The sequence below is a fragment of the Pseudomonas sp. 31-12 genome (assembly GCF_003151075.1).
In the GTDB taxonomy this organism is placed as follows: domain Bacteria; phylum Pseudomonadota; class Gammaproteobacteria; order Pseudomonadales; family Pseudomonadaceae; genus Aquipseudomonas.
The window spans coordinates 1,195,548-1,220,751 of the sequence record NZ_CP029482.1; the positions used below are offsets into that span (position 1 = coordinate 1,195,548).

General features: G+C 60.0%; 28 protein-coding genes. 17 read left to right on the forward strand and 11 right to left on the reverse strand.

Going from position 1 to position 25,204, the window contains the following annotated elements; translation table 11 throughout:
• The first annotated feature begins 54 nt into the window (after nucleotides 1-54).
• The 3 genes from DJ564_RS05390 to tldD all read left to right on the forward strand — a co-directional run bounded on the left by DJ564_RS05390 (nucleotide 55) and on the right by tldD (nucleotide 6,248).
• The gene (locus tag DJ564_RS05390; protein WP_109627973.1) at nucleotides 55-3,858 is read left to right on the forward strand and encodes a YhdP family protein; all 3,804 of its coding nucleotides are present in this window, start codon (nucleotides 55-57) and stop codon (nucleotides 3,856-3,858) included.
• An 82-nt stretch (nucleotides 3,859-3,940) separates the two neighbouring features.
• Nucleotides 3,941-4,801: a carbon-nitrogen hydrolase family protein gene (locus DJ564_RS05395; RefSeq protein ID WP_109627974.1), complete on the forward strand. Its 861-nt coding sequence runs from the start codon at nucleotides 3,941-3,943 to the stop codon at nucleotides 4,799-4,801.
• A 4-nt stretch (nucleotides 4,802-4,805) separates the two neighbouring features.
• On the forward strand, nucleotides 4,806-6,248 hold the full coding sequence (gene tldD, locus DJ564_RS05400; RefSeq protein WP_109627975.1) for a metalloprotease TldD: 1,443 nt from the start codon (nucleotides 4,806-4,808) through the stop codon (nucleotides 6,246-6,248).
• 50 nt (nucleotides 6,249-6,298) lie between these two features.
• Here the strand turns inward: tldD and yjgA are convergent, their stop codons facing one another.
• Nucleotides 6,299-6,823: a ribosome biogenesis factor YjgA gene (yjgA, locus tag DJ564_RS05405; protein WP_007901505.1), complete on the reverse strand. Its 525-nt coding sequence runs from the start codon at nucleotides 6,821-6,823 to the stop codon at nucleotides 6,299-6,301.
• A gap of 108 nt (nucleotides 6,824-6,931) precedes the next feature.
• Between yjgA and pmbA the strand changes: the two genes are divergently transcribed.
• The 6 genes from pmbA to DJ564_RS05435 all read left to right on the forward strand — a co-directional run bounded on the left by pmbA (nucleotide 6,932) and on the right by DJ564_RS05435 (nucleotide 12,266).
• Entirely contained in the window at nucleotides 6,932-8,278 is a 1,347-nt protein-coding gene (pmbA, locus tag DJ564_RS05410; protein ID WP_010463346.1) for a metalloprotease PmbA, read from the forward strand.
• 230 nt (nucleotides 8,279-8,508) lie between these two features.
• Nucleotides 8,509-8,916: a FagA protein gene (locus DJ564_RS05415; protein ID WP_109627976.1), complete on the forward strand. Its 408-nt coding sequence runs from the start codon at nucleotides 8,509-8,511 to the stop codon at nucleotides 8,914-8,916.
• The gene (locus tag DJ564_RS05420; protein ID WP_109627977.1) at nucleotides 8,897-10,273 is read left to right on the forward strand and encodes an aspartate ammonia-lyase; all 1,377 of its coding nucleotides are present in this window, start codon (nucleotides 8,897-8,899) and stop codon (nucleotides 10,271-10,273) included. The genes DJ564_RS05415 and DJ564_RS05420 overlap by 20 nt, the downstream gene beginning before the upstream one ends.
• A gap of 27 nt (nucleotides 10,274-10,300) precedes the next feature.
• The gene (locus DJ564_RS05425; protein WP_109627978.1) at nucleotides 10,301-10,729 is read left to right on the forward strand and encodes a hypothetical protein; all 429 of its coding nucleotides are present in this window, start codon (nucleotides 10,301-10,303) and stop codon (nucleotides 10,727-10,729) included.
• A gap of 1 nt (nucleotide 10,730) precedes the next feature.
• Nucleotides 10,731-11,342: a superoxide dismutase gene (locus tag DJ564_RS05430; protein ID WP_109627979.1), complete on the forward strand. Its 612-nt coding sequence runs from the start codon at nucleotides 10,731-10,733 to the stop codon at nucleotides 11,340-11,342.
• 30 nt (nucleotides 11,343-11,372) lie between these two features.
• Complete coding sequence (locus DJ564_RS05435; protein ID WP_109627980.1) at nucleotides 11,373-12,266, forward strand: ZIP family metal transporter; 894 nt, start codon at nucleotides 11,373-11,375, stop codon at nucleotides 12,264-12,266.
• Nucleotides 12,267-12,423: 157 nt separating this feature from the next.
• Here DJ564_RS05435 and DJ564_RS05440 read toward each other — a convergent pair whose 3' ends face one another.
• The 10 genes from DJ564_RS05440 to DJ564_RS05485 form a co-directional block, all read right to left on the reverse strand.
• Nucleotides 12,424-12,699 (reverse strand): HPr family phosphocarrier protein, encoded by a 276-nt coding sequence (locus DJ564_RS05440; protein WP_109627981.1) that lies wholly within the window; start codon nucleotides 12,697-12,699, stop codon nucleotides 12,424-12,426.
• Nucleotides 12,700-12,714: 15 nt separating this feature from the next.
• Nucleotides 12,715-13,572, reverse strand: a complete 858-nt coding sequence (gene rapZ / locus DJ564_RS05445; protein WP_109627982.1) for an RNase adapter RapZ — start codon at nucleotides 13,570-13,572, stop codon at nucleotides 12,715-12,717.
• Nucleotides 13,573-13,574: 2 nt separating this feature from the next.
• Entirely contained in the window at nucleotides 13,575-14,039 is a 465-nt protein-coding gene (gene ptsN, locus DJ564_RS05450) for a PTS IIA-like nitrogen regulatory protein PtsN (RefSeq protein WP_109627983.1), read from the reverse strand.
• A 12-nt stretch (nucleotides 14,040-14,051) separates the two neighbouring features.
• Complete coding sequence (gene hpf, locus DJ564_RS05455; protein WP_047537716.1) at nucleotides 14,052-14,360, reverse strand: ribosome hibernation-promoting factor, HPF/YfiA family; 309 nt, start codon at nucleotides 14,358-14,360, stop codon at nucleotides 14,052-14,054.
• A gap of 74 nt (nucleotides 14,361-14,434) precedes the next feature.
• The gene (locus DJ564_RS05460) at nucleotides 14,435-15,928 is read right to left on the reverse strand and encodes an RNA polymerase factor sigma-54 (RefSeq protein WP_109627984.1); all 1,494 of its coding nucleotides are present in this window, start codon (nucleotides 15,926-15,928) and stop codon (nucleotides 14,435-14,437) included.
• Nucleotides 15,929-16,112: 184 nt separating this feature from the next.
• Complete coding sequence (lptB, locus tag DJ564_RS05465; RefSeq protein ID WP_109627985.1) at nucleotides 16,113-16,838, reverse strand: LPS export ABC transporter ATP-binding protein; 726 nt, start codon at nucleotides 16,836-16,838, stop codon at nucleotides 16,113-16,115.
• Nucleotides 16,838-17,386 (reverse strand): lipopolysaccharide transport periplasmic protein LptA, encoded by a 549-nt coding sequence (gene lptA / locus DJ564_RS05470; protein WP_109627986.1) that lies wholly within the window; start codon nucleotides 17,384-17,386, stop codon nucleotides 16,838-16,840. The genes lptB and lptA overlap by 1 nt, the downstream gene beginning before the upstream one ends.
• The gene (gene lptC, locus DJ564_RS05475) at nucleotides 17,373-17,945 is read right to left on the reverse strand and encodes an LPS export ABC transporter periplasmic protein LptC (RefSeq protein WP_109627987.1); all 573 of its coding nucleotides are present in this window, start codon (nucleotides 17,943-17,945) and stop codon (nucleotides 17,373-17,375) included. The genes lptA and lptC overlap by 14 nt, the downstream gene beginning before the upstream one ends.
• Nucleotides 17,946-17,952: 7 nt before the next feature.
• Nucleotides 17,953-18,477, reverse strand: coding sequence for an HAD family hydrolase (locus tag DJ564_RS05480; protein ID WP_109627988.1), 525 nt, complete (start codon nucleotides 18,475-18,477; stop codon nucleotides 17,953-17,955).
• Nucleotides 18,477-19,451: a KpsF/GutQ family sugar-phosphate isomerase gene (locus tag DJ564_RS05485; protein ID WP_109627989.1), complete on the reverse strand. Its 975-nt coding sequence runs from the start codon at nucleotides 19,449-19,451 to the stop codon at nucleotides 18,477-18,479. Before DJ564_RS05485 ends, DJ564_RS05480 begins: the two co-directional genes overlap by 1 nt.
• A 277-nt stretch (nucleotides 19,452-19,728) precedes the next feature.
• Here DJ564_RS05485 and DJ564_RS05490 point away from each other — a divergent pair, with 277 nt between their 5' ends.
• The 8 genes from DJ564_RS05490 to hisG all read left to right on the forward strand — a co-directional run bounded on the left by DJ564_RS05490 (nucleotide 19,729) and on the right by hisG (nucleotide 25,189).
• On the forward strand, nucleotides 19,729-20,538 hold the full coding sequence (locus tag DJ564_RS05490) for an ATP-binding cassette domain-containing protein (protein WP_109627990.1): 810 nt from the start codon (nucleotides 19,729-19,731) through the stop codon (nucleotides 20,536-20,538).
• Nucleotides 20,538-21,335: a lipid asymmetry maintenance ABC transporter permease subunit MlaE gene (gene mlaE, locus DJ564_RS05495; protein ID WP_109627991.1), complete on the forward strand. Its 798-nt coding sequence runs from the start codon at nucleotides 20,538-20,540 to the stop codon at nucleotides 21,333-21,335. Before DJ564_RS05490 ends, mlaE begins: the two co-directional genes overlap by 1 nt.
• Nucleotides 21,335-21,802, forward strand: coding sequence for an outer membrane lipid asymmetry maintenance protein MlaD (gene mlaD / locus DJ564_RS05500; protein ID WP_109627992.1), 468 nt, complete (start codon nucleotides 21,335-21,337; stop codon nucleotides 21,800-21,802). The genes mlaE and mlaD overlap by 1 nt, the downstream gene beginning before the upstream one ends.
• Before the next feature lie 11 nt (nucleotides 21,803-21,813).
• Nucleotides 21,814-22,467: a phospholipid-binding protein MlaC gene (locus DJ564_RS05505; RefSeq protein WP_109627993.1), complete on the forward strand. Its 654-nt coding sequence runs from the start codon at nucleotides 21,814-21,816 to the stop codon at nucleotides 22,465-22,467.
• Nucleotides 22,464-22,769, forward strand: a complete 306-nt coding sequence (locus DJ564_RS05510) for a lipid asymmetry maintenance protein MlaB (protein WP_109627994.1) — start codon at nucleotides 22,464-22,466, stop codon at nucleotides 22,767-22,769. The genes DJ564_RS05505 and DJ564_RS05510 overlap by 4 nt, the downstream gene beginning before the upstream one ends.
• A 114-nt stretch (nucleotides 22,770-22,883) precedes the next feature.
• A complete protein-coding gene (locus DJ564_RS05515) occupies nucleotides 22,884-23,123 on the forward strand; it encodes a BolA family protein (RefSeq protein ID WP_007912386.1) in 240 nt (79 codons plus the stop codon).
• A gap of 22 nt (nucleotides 23,124-23,145) precedes the next feature.
• A complete protein-coding gene (gene murA / locus DJ564_RS05520; RefSeq protein WP_109627995.1) occupies nucleotides 23,146-24,411 on the forward strand; it encodes a UDP-N-acetylglucosamine 1-carboxyvinyltransferase in 1,266 nt (421 codons plus the stop codon).
• A 142-nt stretch (nucleotides 24,412-24,553) separates the two neighbouring features.
• Nucleotides 24,554-25,189, forward strand: coding sequence for an ATP phosphoribosyltransferase (hisG, locus tag DJ564_RS05525; RefSeq protein WP_007901570.1), 636 nt, complete (start codon nucleotides 24,554-24,556; stop codon nucleotides 25,187-25,189).
• The last annotated feature ends 15 nt before the right edge of the window (nucleotides 25,190-25,204 follow it).

Here is a 25,204-nt window from a genome sequence, read left to right on the forward strand (position 1 = left end):
TAGAACGGCTGGCCTCAGCTTTTTGCAGTATTTTCGCTATGGGAGCCAACTGACATGGAACGTCTGACACGCATTTTGGCCGCACTGACCCGCTGGGGTCTTGGCCTGTGCGCGTTGGTTCTGGTGTTGATGGCGTTGTACGTCAGCCTCGGCCGGGAGCTGACGCCCCTGGTGGCCGAATACCGTGCCGACGTCGAAACCAAAGCCAGCGCCGCCTTGGGCATGCCGTTGCAAATCGGCAAGCTGGAAGGTAACTGGAGCGGTTTCGCGCCGATTTTGCTGGCGCATGACGTGACGGTGGGCGAGGGCGCCAACGCCCTGCACCTGGATCAGGTGCGAGCCGTACCGGACCTTTGGGAAAGCCTGCTGGCTCGCGACGTTCGCATCGCCCATCTGGAACTCAATGGCCTGAAGATCAGCCTCAAGGAAGGCGCGGACGGTCACTGGGCACTGGAAGGGTTGCCGGTACAACAGGACCAGCCGCTGGATCCGGAGCAACTGCTCAATCGTATGCAAATGGTCCAGCAACTGTCGGTGATCGACAGCCAGGTGACCTTGCAGCCTCTGGACCACCCGCCGCTGACCCTGACCTACGTCGGCCTGAATCTGAAAACCGGCGTCTCCCGCCAGCGCCTCGATGCCCGTCTGACCCTGCCCGACGGTCAGCCGGTGGCCATGAGTGTGCGCACCCGTCTGCGCGCCAGCCAGTGGAAGGACGGCGAGGCCGAGGCCTACCTGAGCCTGCCGCAGAGCGACTGGTCGAAATGGCTGCCCGAGCGCGTGACCCGGCAGTGGAATTTCTCCGAGCTCAAGGCCGGTGGCGAGCTCTGGGTGAACTGGGGCAAGGGTGCGCTGCAAAGCGGCGCCATTCGCCTGAACGCGCCGCAACTCAAGGGCGCCTACGCTGAGCGCAAGCCGATCCAGATCAACAATCTGGCGCTCAACGGTTATTTCCAGCGCAGCAGCGAAGGCATGCTGGTGACCCTGGATTCCCTGGCGATGAACTTTGGCGAGACCCGTTGGGAATCGCACCTGCAACTTCGACAGACCGCCGCCACCGACAAGTCGGAAGAACTCTGGCACCTGCAAGCCGACCGCCTCGACCTCACCCCGCTGACCCCATTGATAAACGCCCTGGGGCCGCTGCCCGAAGGCGTTGCCACGGCGGTCGAGCGACTCAAGGTGACCGGTGGGCTGCGCAACGTGCTGATCGATCTGCGCCCCAATGCCACCGATGACAGCAAGTTCAGCTTTGCCGCCAACCTCGATCAGGTTGGCTTCGACGCCTATCACGGCGCGCCAGCAGCACGAAATGTCAGCGGCAGCATCAGCGGTGACCTCGGCCAGGGGGAACTGCGGATGGACAGCAAGGATTTTGTCCTGCACCTGGACCCGATTTTCGCCAAGCCATGGCAATACATTCAGGCCAACGCCCGGCTGACCTGGAAGCTCGACAAAGAAAGTTTCACCCTGATCGCGCCGTACCTGAAGGTGCTGGGCGAAGAGGGCAAGATTGCCGGTGACTTCCTGATCCGCCTGCATTTCGACCACACCCAGGAAGACTACATGGACCTGCGGGTTGGCCTGGTCGATGGCGACGGTCGCTACACCGCCAAGTACCTGCCGACCATGCTCAGCCCTGCGCTGGACGAATGGCTGCGCACGGCGATTCTCAAAGGCGCGGTAGACCAGGGTTTCTTCCAGTATCAAGGTTCGCTGAACCATGGCGCCGCCGAGACGGCACGCAGCATCAGCCTGTTCTTCAAGGTGCACGATGCCGAACTGGCCTTCCAGCCGGGTTGGCCGCATGTCAGCAAGGTCAGCGGTGATGTGTTCGTTGAAGACAGCGGCGTGCGGATCCTGGCCAGCAAGGGTCAGTTGCTCGACACGCAGGTTCGCGACATTTACGTGAATATTCCCCATGCGCCGGAGGGCCAAAGTGTTCACCTGTTCCTCGACGGTGGGTTCTCCGGCGGGTTGGGCGATGGCCTGAAGATACTTCAGGAAGCGCCGATCGGCACCGCTGAAACCTTTGCCGGATGGGAAGGCGAGGGTGATCTGCAAGGCAAGCTGAAGCTGGACATTCCGCTGGTCAAAGGCGAGCAGCCGAAGATTCTCGTCGACTTCAAGACCGCCAAGGCGCGTTTGAAGCTGGCCGAGCCTTCCCTGGAACTGACGCAGCTCAAGGGTGATTTCCGCTTCGACAGCACCAAGGGCTTGAGCGGACAGAACATCACCGCGCGGGCCTTCGACAAACCGGTCACTGCGCAGATTTTTGCCGATGGCAGCGCGGGTAATCTCAAGACCCGTGTCACCGCTTCCGGTCAGGTCGAGGTCAAGAAGCTCACTGACTGGCTGAGCGTCACCCAGCCATTGCCGGTGTCCGGTTTGATCCCGTATCAGCTGCAACTGAGCCTGGATGGCGCCGACAGCCAGTTAATGGTCAATTCCAGCCTCAAAGGTGTGGCGATCGATTTGCCGGCACCGTTTGGCATGACCGCCGATGCCGGCCGCGACACCACGTTCCGCATGACCCTGCAAGGGCAGGAACGGCGCTACTGGGTCAACTATGGGGAGCTGGCAGACTTCACGTTTGCGGCGCCGAGCGGCAATTTTGCCGACGGTCGTGGCGAATTGTTCCTGGGCGGTGGCAGTGCCGTGCTGCCCGGCGCCAAAGGGCTGCGAGTGCGCGGCGTGCTGTCGGAGCTGGATGTCGGCCCGTGGAAGGATCTGTTGGACAAGTACGCCGGCCAGGATCCGGGCGGCAATGCCAAGCAGTTGCTCAGCAGTGCGGAGTTCAAGGTTGGCAAGCTCAGCGGTATCGGCACGACGCTCGATCAGGCGTCGGTGCAGTTGAACCGCAAGGCCGCGGCGTGGGCCTTGCAACTCGACAGTCAGCAGGTCAAGGGCAGCGCGAGCATCCCTGATGCGAAAGGCGCGCCGATTGCGATCAATCTGCAAACCGTGCGATTGCCGGCACCAGACCCGACAGTGCTGGCCGACGAAAACTCGCCGGATCCACTGGCCTCGGTGGACCCGACCAAGATTCCGGCGCTGGATATCACCATCAATCAGCTGTTCCAGGGCCAGGACCTCGTTGGCGCCTGGTACCTGAAAGTCCGTCCGACCGCCAGGGGCATTGCGCTCAATACGCTGGATCTGGGCCTCAAGGGCATTTTGTTGCAGGGCACTGGCGGCTGGGAGGGCATCCCCGGCAGCTCCAGCAGTTGGTACAAAGGGCGGATCAGCGGTAAGAATCTCGCTGACGTGCTCAAAGGCTGGGGCTTTGCGCCGAGCGTCACCAGCGAAGAGTTTCACATGGATGTCGACGGTCGCTGGCCGGGTTCACCGGCGTGGCTGGCCACCAAACGTTTCTCCGGCACCCTCGATGCTTCTTTGAATAAAGGCCAGTTCGTTGAGGTCGAGGGCAGCGCCCAGGCCCTGCGAGTCTTCGGCCTGCTCAACTTCAACTCCATTGGTCGCCGTCTGCGCCTGGACTTCTCCGACCTGTTTGGCAAAGGCTTGAGTTATGACCGGGTCAAAGGTCTGCTGGTTGCGACCAACGGGGTTTATGTGACGAAGGAGCCGATCCTGCTGACCGGCCCGTCGAGCAACATTGAACTGAACGGGACCCTGAACCTGGTAGGTGACCAGATTGACGCCAAGCTGCTGGTGACCTTGCCGGTGACCAACAACCTGCCAATTGCCGCATTGATCGTCGGCGCCCCGGCCATCGGCGGTGCGCTGTTCCTGATCGACAAGCTGATCGGTGACCGCGTGGCACGTTTCGCCAGCGTCAAATACACGGTCAAAGGCCCTTGGAAAGAGCCGAAAATCACCTTCGACAAGCCTTTTTGAGTTCTTTTTTGAAAAGGCACTCCCCCAGCCTATGGAGTAGCATGGCGGCCTGTCCTTATAAAAAGCGACCCAGGAGCGCGCCATGACTTTTGCGGTGATTCAAATGGTCAGCCAGAGCGATGTGCTGGCCAACCTGGCCCAGGCCCGGCGTCTGCTCGAGCAGGCGGCGGCCGGTGGCGCGAAGCTGGCAGTGCTCCCGGAAAACTTCGCCGCCATGGGCCGTCGCGACATTGCCGACATCGGCCGCGCCGAGGCGTTGGGTGAAGGTCCGATCCTGCCATGGTTGAAACAGACCGCCCGCGACCTCAAGTTATGGATAGTGGCCGGCACGTTGCCGTTGCCACCAGTGGACTATCCGACGTCCAAAGCCCATGCCTGCTCGTTGCTGGTCAATGATCAGGGCGAGACGGTGGCGCGCTACGACAAGCTGCACCTGTTCGACGTGGACGTGGCGGACAATCGCGGACGTTATCGCGAATCCGATGACTATGCTTATGGCAGTGGGGTTGTGGTGGCGGACACGCCCGTCGGCCGGGTCGGCCTGACGGTGTGTTACGACCTGCGCTTCCCGGAGTTGTATAGCGAACTGCGCGCTGCGGGCGCGCAATTGATTACCGCGCCGTCGGCATTTACCGCGGTGACCGGCGCGGCGCATTGGGATGTGCTGATTCGTGCGCGGGCCATCGAGACGCAGTGTTATGTGCTCGCGGCCGCCCAAGGCGGAATGCACCCGGGGCCGCGGGAAACCTGGGGGCATGCGGCGATCGTCGACCCTTGGGGACGCGTGCTGGCCCAGCAGGATCAAGGCGAGGCCGTGCTGCTGGCCGAACGCGATAGCAGCGAACAGGCGTCCATCAGGGCGCGGATGCCGGTGTCCAGTCACCGGCGCTTTTTCTCGCAGGGCGCGCAGCGACCTGCCCGGAACGACGAATTTAAGGCGTAAACATATGAGCGAGTTGTTGTCCTCCGTCAGTGAACACCTCCTGGCGCCCGGTGGCGTAACGATCGAGAGCCTGCAAGGTGTGCTCGGCGATCTGGCCGGCCCGGGCATCGATGCCGCGGACCTGTATTTCCAGGGGCAGATTTCCGAGTCCTGGGCGCTGGAAGACGGGATCGTCAAGGAAGGCAGCTTCAACCTCGACCAAGGTGTGGGCGTGCGGGCGCAATCGGGTGAAAAAACCGGTTTCGCCTACAGCAATGCCATCACCCTTGAAGCCCTCGGCGCAGCGGCCCGTGCGGCGCGGTCGATCTCCCGCGCCGGGCAGAACGGCTCGGTGCAGGCCTTCACTACCGCGGACGTCGCCCAGTTATACGGGCCGGATAACCCGCTGGAAGTGATGACCCGTGCGGAAAAAGTCGAACTGCTCAAGCGCATCGACGTCGCGACTCGCGCCCTTGACCCGCGTATCCAGCAAGTCACCGTGAGCATGGCCGGTGTCTGGGAACGGATTCTTGTCGCTTCGACCGATGGCAGCCTGGCCGCTGATGTGCGGCCATTGGTGCGCTTCAACGTCAGCGTGATCGTCGAGCAAAACGGTCGCCGCGAGCGCGGTGGTCATGGCGGTGGCGGTCGTACCGATTACCGTTACTTCCTCGCCGAAGACCGCGCCATGAGCTACGCACGTGAAGCACTGCGTCAGGCGTTGGTGAACCTGGAAGCTATTCCCGCGCCGGCCGGTACGTTGCCGGTGGTGTTGGGTTCGGGCTGGTCCGGCGTGCTGTTGCACGAAGCGGTCGGCCATGGTCTGGAAGGTGACTTCAACCGCAAGGGCAGCTCCGCTTACAGCGGACGCATGGGCGAGATGGTTGCGTCCAAGCTGTGCACCATTGTCGATGACGGTACGTTGGCCGGGCGTCGCGGTTCCCTGAGCGTCGACGACGAAGGTACTCCGACCGAATGCACCACGCTGATCGAAAACGGCGTACTCAAAGGCTACATGCAGGACAAGCTCAACGCGCGCCTGATGGGCGTGGCCCGCACCGGCAACGGTCGTCGTGAATCCTACGCGCACTTGCCGATGCCACGGATGACCAACACCTACATGCTGGCGGGTGAAAGCGACCCGGCGGAAATCATCGCCTCGGTGAAGCGCGGCATCTATTGCGCCAACCTCGGCGGCGGGCAGGTGGACATCACCAGCGGCAAATTCGTGTTCTCCACCAGCGAGGCATACTTGATCGAAGACGGCAAAATCACCGCCCCGGTCAAAGGCGCGACGTTGATCGGCAACGGCCCGGAAGCCATGAGCAAGGTGTCGATGGTCGGTAACGACCTGGCGCTGGACAGCGGAGTGGGGACGTGTGGCAAGGATGGGCAGTCGGTGCCGGTGGGTGTCGGCCAGCCAACGCTGAAAATCGATGCGATCACTGTGGGTGGCACAGGATCGTAAAAGGATGGAGCTTCGGGTGAGCCGCTTTGGCGACTCACCCGACTCGGGACTTAACGCAGACCGCGTTGAGTCTCGTCCAGCTCACGGATGTACTTGAAGATTTTACGGCTCGATGCCGGTGGCTTGTTAGTCGCCAGTTCGTGCTGGGCCTGACGGATCAGGGAGCGCAACTGCTGACGATCAGCCTCCGGGTAGTCGAGCACGAACTTCTCCAGGACCGCATCGTCGCCCGCGATCAAGCGATCGCGCCAGCGTTCCAGGCCATGGAAACGTTCGTTGTACTGCCGGGTGGAGGCATCGAGTTGATCGAGCAACGTCAGAATGGCGTCAGTGTCCTGATCGCGCATCAGTTTGCCGATGAACATGAGGTGCCGTTTACGCGCGATATTCGCGGTGTGCTTGGGCGCATCGGCCAGTGCCCGGCGCATAGCGTCGGTCAACGGCAGTTTTGCCAGCAAGTCAGGCTTGAGCGTTGTAAGGCGCTCGCCGAGGTCAACCAGAGCATGAAGCTCGCGTTTAACCTGGGATTTGCTTTTTTCTCCCGTATCGAGGGAGTCGTCGTAAGAATCAACCATGGTGGCCGTCCGCAAAGAAACGCCGCCATGATAACCAGTCGGGGGCCGCTTGTCCGGCCCGGTCGCTCGAAGGCCCCAGCCGAAAGCAGAATTTGAGTGGAGAACAGCATGAGTGCAGTTGAAAGCGTCGGCCCACAAGCGTTGCCGGCACTGCAAGAACAAGTCGAGCAGATCATCGCTGAAGCCAAGCGTCAGGGTGCCAGTGCCTGTGAAGTGGCCGTGTCCCTGGAGCAGGGCCTGTCCACCTCGGTGCGCCAGCGTGAAGTCGAAACCGTCGAGTTCAACCGCGACCAGGGCTTTGGCATCACTTTGTATGTCGGTCAGCGCAAAGGCTCGGCCAGCACCTCGGCCAGTGGTCCTGAGGCGATTCGTGAAACCGTCGCCGCCGCACTGGCCATCGCCAAGCACACTTCCGAAGACGAAGCTTCAGGCCTGGCAGATGCCGCGCTGATGGCCAGGGATCTGCAGGATTTCGACCTGTTCCATGAATGGGACATTACCCCGGAGCAAGCCATCGAGCAGGCGCTGACCTGTGAAGCCGCGGCATTTGCTGCCGACAGCCGGATCAAGAACGCCGACGGCACTACCCTCAGTACCCATCAAGGCTGCCGCGTCTATGGCAACAGTCACGGTTTCATCGGCGGTTATGCGTCGACCCGTCACAGCCTCAGCTGCGTGATGATCGCCGAGGCTGATGGCCAGATGCAGCGCGATTACTGGTACGACGTAAACCGTCAGGGCAACTTGCTGGCCGACCCGGTGAGCATCGGCCAACGCGCCGCGCAACGTGCCGCGAGCCGATTGGGCGCGCGCCCGGTGCCGACCTGCGAAGTGCCGGTGCTGTTTTCTGCGGAGCTGGCCGGTGGTTTGTTCGGCAGCTTCCTTTCGGCGATTTCCGGCGGCAGTCTGTATCGCAAGTCGTCGTTCCTTGAAGGCACCTTGGGTCAGAAGCTGTTCCCGGAATGGCTGACCATCGATGAGCGTCCGCACTTGATGCGTGCCATGGGCAGTTCGGCGTTCGACGGTGATGGCCTGGCGACCTACGCCAAACCGTTCGTCGAAAAGGGCGAGTTGGTGTCCTACATCCTCGGCACCTATTCCGGCCGCAAGCTGGGTATGCCGAGCACCGCCAACGCAGGGGGCGTGCACAACCTGTTCGTCACCCATGGTGATGAAGATCAGGCCGCCTTGCTGCGCCGCATGGGGCGCGGTTTGCTGGTCACCGAGCTGATGGGCCAGGGCCTGAACATGGTCACCGGCGATTACTCCCGTGGTGCGGCGGGTTACTGGGTCGAGAACGGCGAAATCCAGTTCGCGGTCCAGGAAGTCACCATCGCCGGTAACATGCGCGACATGTTCAAGCAGATCGTTGCCGTGGGTAATGACCTGGAGCTGCGCAGCAACATTCGCACCGGTTCGGTGTTGATCGAGCGGATGACCGTCGCAGGCAGCTAACGCTGTCCGCTACACAAAAAGGCGCGCCACCCATTGGGTGGCGCGCCTTTTTTGTGCCTTTGCACTGGCCCCTGTGGGAGCGGGCTTGCTCGCGAAGGCGGTGTATCAGTCAACAAAGATGTTGAACGTGGTGGCCCCTTCGCGAGCAAGGTATTTGTCGTGTATTGCCGGCTTGTGTTGGTTCTCATTATCATCTAATAATAAATCTCATTACCGAATGAGCCCGGATCATGAGTTCTGCCTTGCACGAGCAGCCTTACCTCGAAAGCTGGCGCTGGATGAGTCGCCAGATCCGTTGCGCGATGGACCCCGACGAACCGCGCCTGATCGAACATTACCTGGCTGAAGGCCGGTATCTGGCGTGTTGCACGGCCACTTCTCCCTGGACCATTGCCGAAACCTCCTTTCGTTTGCTGCTCGACACCGCCGCCGATGTCGCGCTGCCCTGGCACTGGCGGACTTACTGCCTGGACCAGGCCTGGCGCCCATTGCGCGATCTGGAACGCCTCTCTCTGTGCAAATGCCGCCTCAAGCGCTGGCAAAGCTACACCTGGCAACTGGCGATCTGCGAGTTGCAGCCCTCGATTCCTCTCATAGAACTGGTGCAAGGATTTAGTGATGACCAAGACCCGTATTGAGCGCGACAGCATGGGCGAGCTTCAAGTCCCGGTGGACGCCCTCTATGGCGCGCAGACCCAGCGTGCGGTGGATAACTTCCCGATCAGCGGCAAGCCGATGCCGGTGCAGTTCATCCGCGCTCTGATCCTGGCCAAGGCTGCCGCCGCCCAGGCCAACGTCGAACTCAAGCAGATCAGCGAGTCCCAGGGCAAAGCCATCGTCGATGCATCACTGGGGTTGCTTCAGGGCGACTTCATGCAGCACTTTCCGGTGGATATCTTCCAGACCGGTTCCGGCACCAGTTCCAACATGAACGCCAACGAAGTGATCGCCACCCTGGCCAGCCGTCTGCTCGGTGAGCCAGTGAACCCTAACGATCACGTGAATTGCGGCCAAAGCAGCAACGACATCATCCCGACCACCCTCCATGTCAGCGCTGCACTCGCGTTGCATGAACAACTGCTGCCGGCGCTGGTGCGGCTGGTGCAGGTCATCGAGCGCAAGGCTGAAGAGGTTCATCACCACGTCAAAACCGGTCGCACGCACCTGATGGACGCGATGCCGGTGCGCATGAGCCAGGTCCTGAATGGCTGGGCGCAACAACTCAAGGCCAACATCGGCCATTTGCAGGACTTGCTGCCGAGCCTGCAATCCCTGGCCCAGGGCGGCACGGCGGTAGGCACCGGGATCAATGCGCATCCGCAATTCGCCGCGCGTTTCAGCCAGCAGCTGAGCGAACTGACTCACGTTCAATTCACGCCGGGCAAGGATCTGTTTGCCCTGATCGGCTCCCAGGACACTGCGGTGGCGGTCTCCGGCCAACTCAAAGCGACAGCGGTTTCCCTGATGAAGATCGCCAACGACCTGCGCTGGATGAACTCCGGCCCGCTGGCCGGCCTCGGCGAAATCGAACTCGAAGCGTTGCAGCCGGGCTCGTCGATCATGCCGGGAAAGGTCAACCCGGTGATCCCGGAAGCCACCGCCATGGTCGCCGCCCAGGTGATCGGCAATGACACGGTGATAACCATCGCCGGTCAGTCGGGCAATTTCGAATTGAACGTGATGCTGCCGATCATCGCCCAGAACCTGCTGAGCAGCATCGAATTGCTGGCCAACTCCAGCCATCTGCTGGGGGAGAAGGCCATCGCCACTTTCAAGGTCAACGAGGCGCGGATCAAAGAGGCGCTGTCGCGCAACCCGATTCTGGTGACCGCACTCAACCCGATCATCGGTTACCAAAAAGCCGCTGAAATCGCCAAGAAGGCCTATCAGCAGGGCCGTCCGGTGATTGATGTCGCCCTGGAACACACCGACCTGACACGCAGCCAACTGGAAGAATTGCTCAACCCAGAGAAGCTCACCGCAGGCGGCGTGTAATCACCGCTACCGCTTTGGAGGCTCACCATGGAGCACTGGAAACGCACGATCGAAAGGGCCAATCGCCATTTCATGCTGGGCGAACTCGTCGATGCCCGCGAGGCTTACTTGCAGGCTTTGGCCCTGGCCCAGGTGTTGTTCGAGCGCTGGGCGGATGCCGACGAAGCGGTGGCGGCCTGCGTGATTTCCCACCACAACCTGGCCGACTTGCATTTGAGTCTTAACCAGCCGGAGGAGAGCGCCGAATATTTGTGCGCGATCCATCAGCGGTTGTTGCAGACCCTGCAGGACCCGCGCCTGGCCCCGGCCCTGCGTGAAGCCGCGCTGCGCCAAAGCAGCAAAACCTATGTCGAGCTGCTGAATTTCATCAGCGAGCATGGCGAATACCCGCGCACGCACCGTTTGCTGCGCACCGATACCGCATCGTCTGCGCCTCTACATCATGGAGTCCATTGAAATGGCTTTTACCTTGCCTGCCCTGCCTTACGCCTACGATGCCCTGGAACCGCATATTGATGCGCAGACCATGGAGATCCACTACACCAAGCACCACCAGACCTACATCAATAATCTCAACGCCGCTGTCGAGGGCACCGAATTTGCCGAATGGTCGGTGGAAAAACTGGTCGCCAGCGTCCAGCAACTGCCGGAAAAACTCCGTGCGGCGGTGATCAATCAGGGCGGCGGCCACGCCAACCATTCGCTGTTCTGGGAAGTGATGGCGCCTCACGGCGGCGGCAAACCCGACGGTGCGCTGGCCAAGGCGATTGATGAGCAACTGGGTGGTCTGGAGAGTTTCAAGGAAGCGTTCACCAAAGCCGCGCTGACCCGCTTTGGCAGTGGCTGGGCCTGGCTGAGTGTCACACCGCAAAAGGCCCTGATTGTGGAAAGCAGCGGTAACCAGGACAGCCCGTTGATGAATGGCAATACGCCGATCCTCGGCCTGGATGTCTGGGAGCACGCCTATTACCTGCAATATCAGAACCGCCGTCCGGAATACATCAATGCGTTCTACAACGTCATCAATTGGCCTGAAGTCGCTGCGCGGTATCAGGCTGCGCTGGTTTAAGTCCTCTATCAAAACAATCCAAGGCTGACTATGGGCACTGAAACACTGGCGATCGGCAGCGGACGAATGTTTCGCTACGCGTTGGGATCGCTGTTGCTGCTGGCGGGCATGTCGTTGTTGGTCGCCCATGGACTGGCGTGGCTGGACCTCGAGCCAAGATTGCTGCGCGCACTGCAGGGCGGGGCGATTTGCGCCTTGGGCACTGCGTTGGGTGCAGTGCCGGTGCTGGTGATTCGGCGGATGCCGCAGTCGGTCAGCGATACGCTGCTCGGTTTCGGTGCCGGGGTGATGCTCGCGGCGACGGCGTTTTCGCTGATTGTCCCGGGGATCTCCGCCGCTGAAAGCCTGGGGCTGACACCCTGGGCGGCCAGCGGACTGATCAGCTTCGGCATCATGCTCGGCGCGTTCGGGCTGTTTCTGGTGGATCGAAAGGTCTCGGGCGCCTCACCGGAAATGCTCGTCGGAACCCTGGAACGGCCGGTCATCCCGCCGCGGATTTGGTTGTTTGTGTTTGCCATCATTGCCCACAACATTCCTGAAGGCATGGCGGTCGGGGTCTCGGCCGGTGGAGGAATGCCGGATGCCGACAGCCTGGCCATGGGCATCGCGTTGCAGGATGTACCGGAAGGGCTGGTGATCGCGCTGGTGCTGGCAGGCGCGGGGATGTCGCGGGTCAAGGCGTTCCTGATCGGTGCGGCATCAGGGTTGGTCGAGCCGGTCTTCGCGCTGTTGTGCGCCTGGTTGGTGAGCCTGGCCGAATTGCTGTTGCCATTGGGATTGGCGCTGGCGGCGGGGGCGATGTTGCTGGTGGTCACCCATGAAGTCATCCCCGAATCGCGGCGCAATGGTCACGACAAGCTGGCGAGCCTTGGGTTGTTGGCCGGGTTTTGTTTGATGATGGTGATGGATACGGCGTTGGCCTGAATCGTGGCGAGGGAGCTTGCTCCCGCTCGGCTGCGCAGCAGTCGTGAAATCAGCGGATGCGGTATATCTGAAATGTTGCGGTGGCAGGTTTTAGGGCCGCTTCGCAGCCCAGCGGGAGCAAGCTCCCTCGCCACAGGTGCCCGCTCAAAAAGGCGGGTTATTCGCCTTCGTCGAAGAAGTTGTTGATCAATGCGACCAGCGCATCCATCGCTTCCTGCTCTTGCTCGCCTTCCGTACTCAGATGGATTTTGGTGCCCTTGCCGGCGGCGAGCATCATCATGGCCATGATGCTTTTGCCATCGACCGTGGATTCTGGTGTGCGACCGACTCTGATCTTGCATTCCGGATACTGACCAGCAACGCCAACGAATTTAGCCGAAGCGCGGGCATGCAGGCCCAGCTTGTTGATGATTTCTATGTCCCGAGCAGGCATCGCGATGTGAATCCTTTAGCTGAGGTCGCGGTGGCGAACCTGGACGTTCTTCAGGGATTGTTGCAGGACCTGGCCCAGACGTTCGGTCAGGTAGACGGAGCGGTGATGCCCGCCGGTGCAGCCAATGGCAATGGTGACATAAGCCCGGTTGCTGGCGGCAAAGCGCGGCAACCACTTGAGCAGGTATGTGGAAATGTCCTGGAACATCTCTTCGACGTCCGGTTGTGCCGCCAGGTAGTCGGCCACCGGTTGATCAAGTCCGGACTGCTCACGCAATTCCGGTTTCCAGTAAGGGTTGGGCAGGCAGCGCACGTCGAACACCAGGTCGGCGTCGACCGGCATGCCACGCTTGAACCCGAAAGACTCCACCAGGAACGCAGTGCCGGCTTCCGGCTGGTTCAGCAGGCGCAACTTGATGGTATCGCGCAGCTGATAAAGGTTCAGGTTGGTGGTGTTGACCTTGAGGTCGGCCAGGTCGGCGATAGGGCCCAGCAACAGGGTCTCGTCTTGAATCGCCTCGGCCAGCGAGCGATTGGCGTTGCTCAGAGGGTGGCGACGACGGGTTTCCGAGAAGCGTTTGAGCAACGTTTCTTCGTCAGCGTCCAGATACAGCACATCGCATTTGATATGCCGACTGCGGACTTCTTCCAACAGTTCCGGAAACCGTGACAGGTGACTCGGCAGGTTGCGCGCATCGATGGAGACGGCAACCAGCGGCTGTGCCAGTTCAGTATGAATCAGCGCGCGCTCGGCCAGTTCCGGCAGTAATCCGGCGGGAAGGTTGTCGATGCAGTAGTAGCCGTTGTCCTCGAGAACATCGAGGGCGGTACTTTTACCTGAGCCGGAACGGCCACTGACGATGATCAGGCGCATGATCAGTGACCGTTCTGCTCGTCCAGGACAACCTGATACAAGGCTGCGTTGCTCGGGGCACTGCGCAGTTTTTCGCGCACTTCCTTGCGATCGAGCATGCTGGCGATCTGGCGCAGAAGTTCCAGGTGGGCATCGGTAGCGGCTTCCGGGACCAGCAGAACGAACAGCAGGTCAACCGGGGCGCCGTCGATGGCGTCGAAATCGATGGGGGCGTCGAGGTGCATCAATGCGCTGACAGGCGACGTACAACCTTTCAGACGACAGTGGGGAATGGCGATGCCGTTACCAAAACCGGTCGAACCGAGTTTTTCACGGGCAATCAGAGCCTCGAAGACATCTTGCATCTCCAGATCCGGGACTTCTTTATGGATAAGGTTGGCAATTTGCTCGAGGGCTTTCTTTTTGCTGCCGCCCGGCACGTTCACGAGGGAACGGCCGGGGGTCAGGATGCTTTCAAGTCGGATCATGGGTAGGGAGTGTTAACGACCGGTCGCGCCCTGGAGGAGGCTTTGGGTCTTTTCCTTATGCTTTTTGAGTTGTTTATCCAGCTTGTCGGTCAGCGCGTCGATCGCCGCATACATATCGGTATGCTCCGCGTTGGCGACCACTTCATTGCCGGGAATATGCAGCGTGGCTTCGATTTTCTGCTTGAGCTTTTCGACCGTCATCGTGACCTGCACGTTGGTGATCTTGTCGAAATGCCTCTCTAATCGTTGGAGTTTTTCGCCGATGTAGGTGCGAAGAGGTTCGGTCACTTCCAGTTGGTGTCCACTGATGTTGACTTGCATACAGCTTCTCCTTCGTTGCCAGTGCATAAAGCGGCAGGCAGAAATGCCTGCCACTGGAACGCTGTGGCGTGGCTCTACATCAACCGCTTGCGTTCGCTCGAAGGCGCGATTCCGAGGGATTCGCGGTACTTGGCGACGGTGCGGCGAGCCACCTGAATGCCTTGTGCCTCCAGTAAACCAGCGATCTTGCTGTCACTCAACGGCTTTTTCTGATTTTCCGCAGCAACCAGTTTTTTGATGATCGCGCGGATCGCTGTGGACGAGCATTCACCGCCTTCGGAGGTGCTGACGTGGCTCGAGAAAAAGTATTTCAGTTCATATATGCCCCGAGGGGTATGCATGAATTTCTGTGTAGTCACCCGGGAAATCGTCGATTCGTGCATGCCTACCGCTTCGGCGATGTCATGCAGGACCAGCGGTTTCATCGCTTCGTCGCCGTACTCCAGGAAGCCGCGCTGATGCTCGACGATCTGGGTGGCTACTTTCATAAGAGTTTCGTTGCGGCTTTGCAGGCTTTTGATGAACCAGCGGGCTTCTTGCAGCTGATTGCGCATAAAGGTGTTGTCGGCACTGGTGTCGGCGCGGCGTACAAAACCGGCATATTGAGCGTTGACCCGCAACCGTGGCACCGATTCCTGGTTCAGCTCGACCAGCCAGCGCTCGTTGTCCTTGCGCACGATCACGTCAGGGACAACGTACTCGGCTTCACTCGACTCGATCTGCGAGCCCGGACGCGGGTTGAGGCTCTGCACCAGTTCGATCACCTGGCGCAGTTCATCTTCCTTGAGCTTCATGCGGCGCATCAGCTGGCTGTAGTCGCGGCTGCCGAGCAGGTCGATGTAGTCGGTGACCAGGCGCTTGGCTTCGGCCAGCCAAGGCGTCTTGGCGGGCAGCTGGCGCAGTTGCAGCAGCAGGCATTCACCCAGATTGCGGGCGCCGATGCCGGCCGGCTCGAATTGCTGGATGCGGTGCAGGACGGCTTCGATTTCGTCCAGTTCAATGTCCAGTTCCGGATCGAAGGCTTCGAGAATTTCCTCGAGGGTTTCGTCCAGGTAACCCTGATTGTTGATGCAGTCGATCAGGGTCACGGCTATCAGGCGATCGGTGTCGGACATCGGTGCCAGGTTCAGTTGCCACAACAAATGGCTTTGCAGGCTTTCGCCGGCCGATGTGCGGGTGGTGAAATCCCACTCGTCGTCATCGCTGCTGGGCAGGCTGCTGGCGCTGGTCTGGTAGACGTCTTCCCACGCGGTATCGACAGGCAGTTCGTTGGGAATGCGCTCGTTCCAGTCACCTTCCTCGAGGTTATCCACCGTCGGGGCGGTTTCCTGATAGGAGGGTTCCGAAACATCGGCGTTGGGGAGCTGTTCGGCTTTGTCGGCCAATGGGTCGGCGTTATCGAAGTCGTCGCCTTCTTCCTGGCGTTCGAGCATCGGATTGGACTCCAGGGCCTCCTGGATTTCCTGTTGCAGGTCCAGGGTCGACAATTGGAGCAGGCGGATGGCCTGTTGCAGCTGCGGTGTCATCGTCAGCTGCTGGCCCATTCTCAAGACTAGCGATGGTTTCATGGCAGGGGCTTAACACCTTATTCGCCGGCGCACATGCGCCATCCACTACAGGGCGCCGGAGCGCCAAACATAAGCAAATTATATGCCCGAAACTGCAGCGTTTGCCTAGAGCGCTGTAACAATAAAAAAGTATTGATTTTTTATCGAGACGAGCGCTCGGACAACCAGCCAGACACGTCAGCGCTTACAGGCGGAACTCGTGGCCCAGATACACTTCCTTGACCAGTTCGTTGGCCAGGATGGTGGCGGAGTCACCTTCGGCGATCAGCTGGCCATCGTTTACGATGTAGGCAGTTTCGCAGATATCCAGGGTCTCACGGACGTTGTGGTCAGTGATCAGCACGCCAATGCCTTTGGCCTTGAGGTGGTAGATGATCTGTTTGATGTCGCCCACCGAGATCGGGTCCACACCGGCGAAAGGTTCATCGAGCAGGATGAATTTCGGGTTGGTGGCCAGTGCCCGGGCGATTTCCACGCGGCGGCGCTCACCACCGGACAGGCTCATGCCGAGGTTGTCGCGGATGTGGCTGATGTGGAATTCCTGCAGCAGGCTTTCCAGCTCCTTGCGACGATCGGCCTTGTCGAGTTCCTTGCGGGTCTCGAGGATGGCCATGATGTTGTCCGCAACCGAGAGTTTGCGGAAGATCGACGCTTCTTGCGGAAGATAGCCGATACCGGCCTTTGCACGACCGTGCATCGGCTGGTGGCTGACGTCCAGGTCGTCGATCAGTACGCGACCCTGATCGGCCTGCACAAGGCCAACGATCATGTAGAAGCAGGTGGTCTTGCCGGCGCCGTTAGGGCCCAGCAGGCCGACGATCTGACCGCTGTCGATGGACAGGCTGACGTCACGCACGACCTGGCGGCTCTTGTAGCTCTTGGCCAGATGCTGAGCTTTCAGAGTTGCCATTACGGGGCCTTTTGCTCTTCGGTTTTCTTTTTCGGCTGGATCACCATGTCAATGCGCGGACGCGACTCGGTGACCTTGCTGCCCGTAGCACGCCCGGCGCTCGCAAGCTTTTTCTGGGTGTCGTAGACGATTTTCTCGCCTTGGGTGGTGTTGTTGTCCTTGTCGATGACTTTCGCTTTATCGATCAGCACGACGCGGTTTTGCGAGGCGTGGTACTGGATGGTCACCCCCCAGCCTTGCACAGGCTTGGTGTCGCCAGCCGTCTGCATCTGCTCAAAGTAGGCAAGGTTGCCCACCGATGTCACCACGTCAATGTCGCCAGTCGAGGTGCGAGTGATGGTCACGGTATTGCCGGTGACCTTCATCGAGCCCTGAGTAATGATCACGTCACCCTTATAGGTGGCAACGCCATTCTTGTCGTCCAGTTGGGCGTCGTCGGCCTGAATGCGGATAGGCTGCTCTTGATCGTTCGGCAGACCCCAGGCGCTCACGCTTCCCAGTGCTGCGCCCAGACTGAGCAAAATAGGGAGAGTTTTAACGAGCCTCATACTGTCCTCTTACGTTCGATAGCAGGTGTATCCTGCTTTCTTTCAAGTACGCTTTCATTCCGTTGCCTGTCGATACACCGCCAGCGCCGTCGATTCTAACGGGTTGATCGGTCTGCGCATATTGCTCCTTGGGGAACACAGTCATACGGGTGGTGGTAATCAGGGTTTTGCGGTTTTTCTCGTCGAAACGCGTGATGCGGACCGAGTCGATCAGCTCGACCTGAGTGCCGTCCGGGTTGACTTCGCCGTGCTCACTCTGGACGTGCCAGGGAAACTCGGTACCACGAAACATGTTCAGGTCAGGGTTGGTCAGCAACGTCACCTCGCTCACTTTCAGGTGTTCGACCTTGTCGGACGTCATTTCATACTGCAATTTGCCGTCCGGCAGGTACTGCACGCTGTGGGCGTTCAGGGCGTAATAGTCGATCGCGCTTTCATCGACCTTGACCACGGGTTTGTCGAGGAAGCGTTCGGGGCTGATGTTCCAGTAGCCGACCGCGGCGAACAGCGCCGCGATGCAACCGAACAACAGGATGTTACGAATCTTTTTGCTCAGCATAGTGGGCTCACAGGTACGCGGCGTTGGCCGCATCGAGGCGGCCCTGGGCGCGCAGGATCAATTCACAGAATTCGCGTGCGGCACCCTCGCCACCACGGGCCAGGGTGATGCCGTGGGCGTGTTCGCGCACGAAGCTGGCGGCGTTTGCTACGGCCATGCCCAGGCCCACGCGACGAATCACCGGCAGGTCCGGCAAATCGTCGCCCAGATAGGCGACCTGTTCATAGCTTAGGTTGAGTTGAGCCAGAAGCTCGTCGAGCACCACCAGTTTGTCTTCGCGCCCCTGGTAAACGTGTGGAATGCCGAGGTTTTTCGCTCGACGTTCGACCACCGGGGTCTTGCGGCCGCTGATGATAGCGGTCTGCACGCCGGCTGCCATCAACATCTTGATGCCTTGGCCGTCGAGGGTGTTGAACGTCTTGAATTCACTGCCGTCTTCGAGGAAGTACAGGCGCCCGTCGGTCAGCACGCCATCGACATCGAATACCGCGAGTTTGATCTGTTTGCCGCGTTGCAGCAGGTCCGTGCTCATTACATTACTCCCGCACGCAGCAAGTCGTGCATGTTCAAGGCGCCGACCGGACGGTCTTCGCTGTCGACCACGACCAGTGCGTTAATCTTGTGGTCTTCCATGATTTTCAGGGCTTCGGCGGCGAGCATCTCGGCGCGAGCGGTCTTGCCGTGCGCAGTCATGACCTGATCGATGGTGGCGCTGTGGATGTCGATGCTGCGGTCCAGCGTACGGCGCAAGTCACCATCAGTGAAGATTCCTGCCAGTTTGCCATTGGCTTCGAGGATTACGGTCATGCCCAGGCCCTTGCGGGTCATTTCCATCAGCGCGTCCTTGAGCAGCGTGCCGCGCTGAACCTGTGGTAGCTCTTGGCCGGCGTGCATGACGTTTTCGACTTTCAGCAGCAGGCGTCGGCCCAGCGCGCCGCCCGGGTGGGAAAAGGCGAAATCTTCAGCGGTAAAGCCCCGGGCTTCCAGCAGCGCAACAGCCAGGGCGTCGCCCATGACCAGCGCGGCGGTGGTCGAAGAGGTCGGCGCCAGGTTCAGCGGGCAGGCTTCGTGCTCGACGTGAACGTTGAGATTGACCTCGGCAGCCTTGGCCAGCGCCGAGTCCGGATTGCCGGTCACGCTGATCAATTTGATGCCCAGACGCTTGATCAGGGGCAGCAGGGTGACGATTTCATTGGTCGAGCCGGAGTTCGACAGGGCCAGGATGATGTCATCGCGCGTGATCATGCCCATGTCGCCGTGGCTGGCTTCGGCCGGGTGCACGAAAAACGCCGTGGTGCCGGTGCTGGCCAGGGTGGCGGCGATCTTGTTGCCGATGTGCCCCGATTTGCCCATGCCGACCACGACCACGCGGCCTTTGCTCTCCAGAATCATCTCGCAAGCGCGTACGAAATCTGCGTCGATATGGGGCAGCAAGCCTTGTACGGCTTCCAGTTCGAGGCGGATGGTGCGTTGTGCAGATTGAATCAGGTCGCTGGATTGGCTCATGTCAGAAATCGTATAGCCTGATGAAAAGGCGGCGATTATAGCGGTAATGATCAAAACCCTCACGCAAGTTCGTCATGCTTTGTCATTCCCTGTTACCGAATCCTCTCTGGGCGAGGCTTTTTGCCTGTCATGTTGCTGAACATGGGCCGGCTTGGGCCTTGGGCGCTTGGCCTTTGCAGTGATATAGTTCGCCGCCAGTTCGGCCTGCCCGGGGAGGTATGTGCTTTCGTCAGGAAGCCAGGCGTCCGAGTGTGAGGCTGCATCGCAAGGAGTTTAGATGAGTGCCGATAACGCCTACGCGGTCGAGCTGAAGGGACTGTCCTTCAAGCGCGGTGCGCGCAGCATTTTCAATAACGTCGATATCCGTATCCCACGCGGCAAGGTCACCGGCATCATGGGGCCTTCCGGGTGTGGCAAGACCACGCTGTTGCGTCTGATGGGCGCACAGCTGCGTCCTACCAAGGGCGAAGTCTGGGTCAATGGCCAGAACCTGCCGAAGCTGTCGCGCAGCGATCTGTTCGATGCGCGCAAGCACATGGGCGTGCTGTTCCAGAGCGGCGCGCTGTTTACCGACCTCGATGTGTTCGAGAACGTCGCCTTTCCGCTGCGCGTTCATACCGAGCTGCCGGAAGAAATGATCCGTGACATCGTCCTGCTCAAATTGCAGGCCGTGGGGCTGCGTGGCGCCATCGACCTGATGCCCGACGAGCTGTCCGGTGGCATGAAGCGCCGTGTCGCGCTGGCGCGGGCGATTGCCCTCGATCCGCAGATCCTCATGTACGACGAACCCTTTGTCGGCCAGGACCCTATCGCCATGGGCGTGTTGGTGCGCCTGATCCGCTTGCTCAACGATGCGCTGGGCATCACCAGCATCGTGGTTTCCCACGATCTGGCCGAGACCGCCAGCATTGCCGACTACATCTATGTGGTGGGCGAGGGGCAAGTCCTGGGGCAGGGCACTCCCGAAGAGCTGATGAATTCTCAGGAACCACGGATTCGTCAATTCATGACCGGCGAGCCCGACGGTCCGGTTGCATACCACTTTCCAGCGACGGATTACCGCGCAGATCTCCTGGGGAAGCGTTGATGCGCAAGATTTCACTATTAGAACGCGTGCGTCGATTCGGCCACGGCGGCATCGATGTGTTGTCGGTGTTCGGGCGTTCGGCGATTTTCCTGTTTCATGCCTTGCTCGGCCGCGGCGGTATCGGCGGCGGTTTTGGCCTGCTGATCAAGCAACTGCATTCCGTGGGCGTGATGTCCCTGGTGATCATTGTGGTCTCCGGGGTGTTCATCGGCATGGTGCTGGCGCTGCAAGGCTTCAACATTCTGTCCAGCTACGGTTCGGAGCAGGCGGTCGGGCAGATGGTTGCGCTGACGCTGTTGCGTGAACTCGGTCCTGTGGTCACGGCATTGCTGTTCGCCGGGCGCGCGGGTTCGGCGTTGACCGCCGAAATCGGCAACATGAAATCCACCGAACAGTTGTCCAGTCTGGAAATGATTGGTGTCGACCCGCTCAAGTACATCATTGCCCCGCGCCTGTGGGCCGGCTTCATTTCCCTGCCGGTGCTGGCGATGATTTTCAGCGTGGTGGGTATCTGGGGCGGTTCGTGGGTGGCTGTCGACTGGTTGGGTGTCTATGAAGGTTCCTACTGGTCCAACATGCAGAACAGCGTGACTTTCACCGATGATGTGCTCAACGGCATCATCAAGAGCATCGTCTTCGCCTTTGTCGTGACCTGGATCGCCGTATTCCAAGGCTATGACTGCGAGCCCACTTCCGAGGGGATCAGTCGTGCCACTACCAAGACCGTGGTGTATGCCTCTTTGGCAGTGCTCGGCCTGGACTTTATTTTGACCGCCTTGATGTTTGGAGATTTCTGATGCAAAACCGCACCCTGGAAATCGGTGTCGGCCTTTTCTTGCTGGCTGGCATTCTGGCTTTGCTGTTGCTAGCGTTGCGGGTCAGTGGCCTGTCCCCGAGCGCCACCACCGATACTTATAAACTTTATGCGTATTTCGACAATATCGCCGGTTTGACGGTCAGAGCTAAAGTGACCATGGCCGGTGTGACCATCGGCAAGGTCACGGCGATCGATCTGGACCGCGACAGTTTCACCGGTCGGGTGACCATGCAACTGGAAAAGCGCGTAGATAACCTGCCGGCTGACTCCACTGCATCTATCCTGACGGCTGGCCTGTTGGGCGAGAAATACATCGGTATCAGCGTGGGCGGGGAAGAAGCCCTGCTCAAGGATGGTGGAACCATCCACGACACGCAGTCGTCGCTGGTGCTCGAGGACCTGATCGGTAAATTCCTGCTCAATACCGTTAGCAAAGACGCCAAATGAGGAGCTTTTGAATGATCTCTACCTTGCGACGTAGCCTGTTGATTTTACTCACGGCTTTGCCGTTGATGGCTCACGCCGTGGCAGCGCCCTCAGCGCACGATATCGTTAAAGACACCACCGATCGGCTGCTCGCCGATCTGTCGGTCAACAAAGAGAAGTACAAGCAGGACCCGCAAGACTTTTACACGGCGCTGAACACCATCGTCGGGCCGGTGGTGGATGCCGAGGGCATTTCCAAAAGCATCATGACGGTCAAATACTCGCGCAAAGCCACGCCGGCGCAGATGAAGACCTTTGAAGAGAACTTCAAAAGAGGCCTGTTCCAGTTCTATGGTAACGCCTTGCTCGAGTACAACAATCAGGGCATCACCGTCGATCCTGCCAAGGATGAGTCCGGAGACCGTACCAGCGTTGGCATGACGGTCAAAGGCACCAATGGCTCGATCTATCCCGTGTCGTACACACTCGAGAAGATCAACGGCGAGTGGAAACTGCGTAACGTGATCATCAACGGTATCAACATCGGCAAGCTGTTCCGCGATCAGTTCGCTGATGCGATGCAGCGCAATGGCAATGACCTGGACAAGACCATCAACGGTTGGGCCGGGGAAGTCGCCAAAGCCAAGGAAAAATCCGCGGACGCCACCGAGAAGTCTACGCAATGAGTGTGTCGGCCATTCGCATGAGCGAAACCGGCGAGCTGCGACTCAGTGGCATGCTGGATTACCGCACCGGCCCTGGTCTGCGCAAGCAGGGGCAGGCGTTGATCAAATCCAGTACGGCTGCCGAAGTGGTGGTCGATTGTTCGGCTGTGTTGAAGTCCAGCAGCGTGGGCTTGTCCCTGCTGCTGTGCTTCATGCGCGATGCTGAGGCGGCCGGCAAGGCGCTGAGCATTCGCGGGATGCCAGAAGACATGCGTGAAATCGCTCAGGTCAGCGAATTGACCGAGCTGTTGGCGCATCCCTAACCAGCATCTATAAAGAAGCCCCCCGTCAGAGTCCTGCTTCGCGGGGTTCGCAGGCGCGGGGCTTTTTTGTATGATGTCCGACCCGCGCGCACAGGGCGCCGATTGAGGTTGAGCATGCAGGCCGTAGAAGTGAAGAGCTTCCTTGAAGGAAAGCTGCCCGGAACGTTGGTAGAAGTTGAGGGCGAAGGCTGCAATTTCCAGCTGAACGTGATTAGCGATGAACTGGCGGCGTTGAGCCCGGTGAAGCGTCAGCAGCAGATCTATGCCCATTTGAACCCATGGATCACCGATGGCAGCATCCATGCGGTCACTATGAAATTTTTCAGCAGCGCGGCCTGGGCCGAGCGCACCTGAGCCCAAGGGCGTCGAGATTCTTATGGATAAATTGATTATTACTGGCGGCGTTCGTCTTGACGGCGAAATCCGCATCTCCGGGGCAAAGAACTCTGCCCTGCCGATCCTGGCTGCAACCCTGCTGTGCGATGGCCCGGTAACCGTTGCCAACCTGCCGCACCTGCACGACATCACTACCATGATCGAGCTGTTCGGTCGCATGGGCATCGAGCCGGTGATCGACGAGAAGCTCAGCGTCGAAATCGACCCGCGCACCATCAAGACCCTGATCGCCCCGTACGAACTGGTGAAAACCATGCGTGCGTCGATCCTGGTGCTGGGCCCGATGGTAGCCCGTTTCGGTGAAGCCGAAGTCGCCCTGCCTGGCGGTTGCGCCATCGGTTCGCGTCCGGTTGACCTGCACATCCGTGGTCTTGAAGCCATGGGCGCAGTCATCGACGTCGAAGGCGGCTACATCAAGGCCAAGGCGCCAGAAGGCGGTTTGCGCGGTGCGCACTTCTTCTTCGACACCGTCAGCGTGACCGGTACCGAAAACATCATGATGGCCGCCGCTCTGGCCAAGGGCCGCAGCGTGTTGCAAAACGCCGCTCGCGAACCTGAAGTCATCGACCTGGCGAACTTCCTGATCGCCATGGGTGCCAAGATCACTGGCGCCGGCACCGACACCATCACCATCGATGGCGTTGAGCGTCTGCACCCGACCACCTACAAAGTGATGCCTGACCGTATCGAAACCGGCACCTACCTGGTAGCGGCAGCCGTGACCGGCGGTCGCGTGAAGGTCAAGGACACTGATCCGACCATCCTTGAAGCCGTCCTGGAAAAACTCCGCGAGTCGGGTGCTGAAATCACCTGCGGCGAAGACTGGATCGAGCTGAACATGCATGGCAAGCGGCCGAAAGCCGTCAACGTGCGGACCGCGCCATACCCGGCGTTCCCGACTGACATGCAGGCGCAGTTCATCTCCCTCAACGCCATTGCCGAAGGCACGGGCGCTGTGATCGAGACGATTTTCGAAAACCGCTTCATGCACGTTTACGAACTGCACCGCATGGGCGCGCACATCCAGGTCGAAGGCAACACCGCCATCGTCACCGGCATCGAAAAGCTCAAGGGCGCGCCAGTCATGGCCACCGACCTGCGTGCTTCGGCCAGCCTGGTGATCTCGGCACTGATCGCCGAAGGCGACACCCTGATTGACCGCATCTACCACATCGACCGTGGTTACGAGTGCATCGAAGAGAAACTGCAGATGCTCGGCGCCAAGATCCGCCGCGTACCGGGCTAGTTTCTGCTGCATGGGCACAGGGAGGTGCCCGTTGGTTTCGTTTCAAGTCGAGGGTGTCTTTTCATTATGAGAAAGCCTTCGAAGTGTGTCCGGCGCCGTTTGCGACCGGGCATCAGTAGCCTGATAAGGACTGACGTTTCCCATGTTGACCATCGCACTGTCCAAGGGCCGCATCCTTGACGACACCCTGCCGCTTCTGGCTGAAGCGGGCATCGTGCCGACCGAGAATCCGGACAAGAGCCGCAAGCTGATTATCCCCACGACTCAGGCCGACGTGCGTCTGCTGATCGTGCGCGCCACCGATGTGCCGACCTACGTCGAGCATGGTGCCGCGGACCTGGGCGTCGCCGGTAAAGATGTGCTGATGGAATACGGTGGCCAGGGTCTGTACGAACCGCTGGACCTGCGCATTGCCCTCTGCAAGCTGATGACCGCCGGCCGCGTCGGCGACGTCGAGCCCAAGGGCCGTCTGCGCGTGGCGACCAAGTTCGTCAACGTCGCCAAGCGTTACTACGCCGAGCAGGGCCGTCAGGTCGACATCATCAAGCTCTACGGCTCGATGGAACTGGCGCCGCTGATTGGTCTGGCGGACAAGATCATCGACGTGGTCGACACCGGCAACACCTTGCGTGCCAATGGCCTGGAACCCCAGGATTTCATTGCCGACATCAGCTCCCGGCTGATCGTCAACAAAGCTTCGATGAAGATGCAACACGCCCGTATCCAGGCGTTGATCGACACCCTGCGCAAGGCAGTGGAGTCTCGACACCGCGGCTGATTCACCTGCGCGACG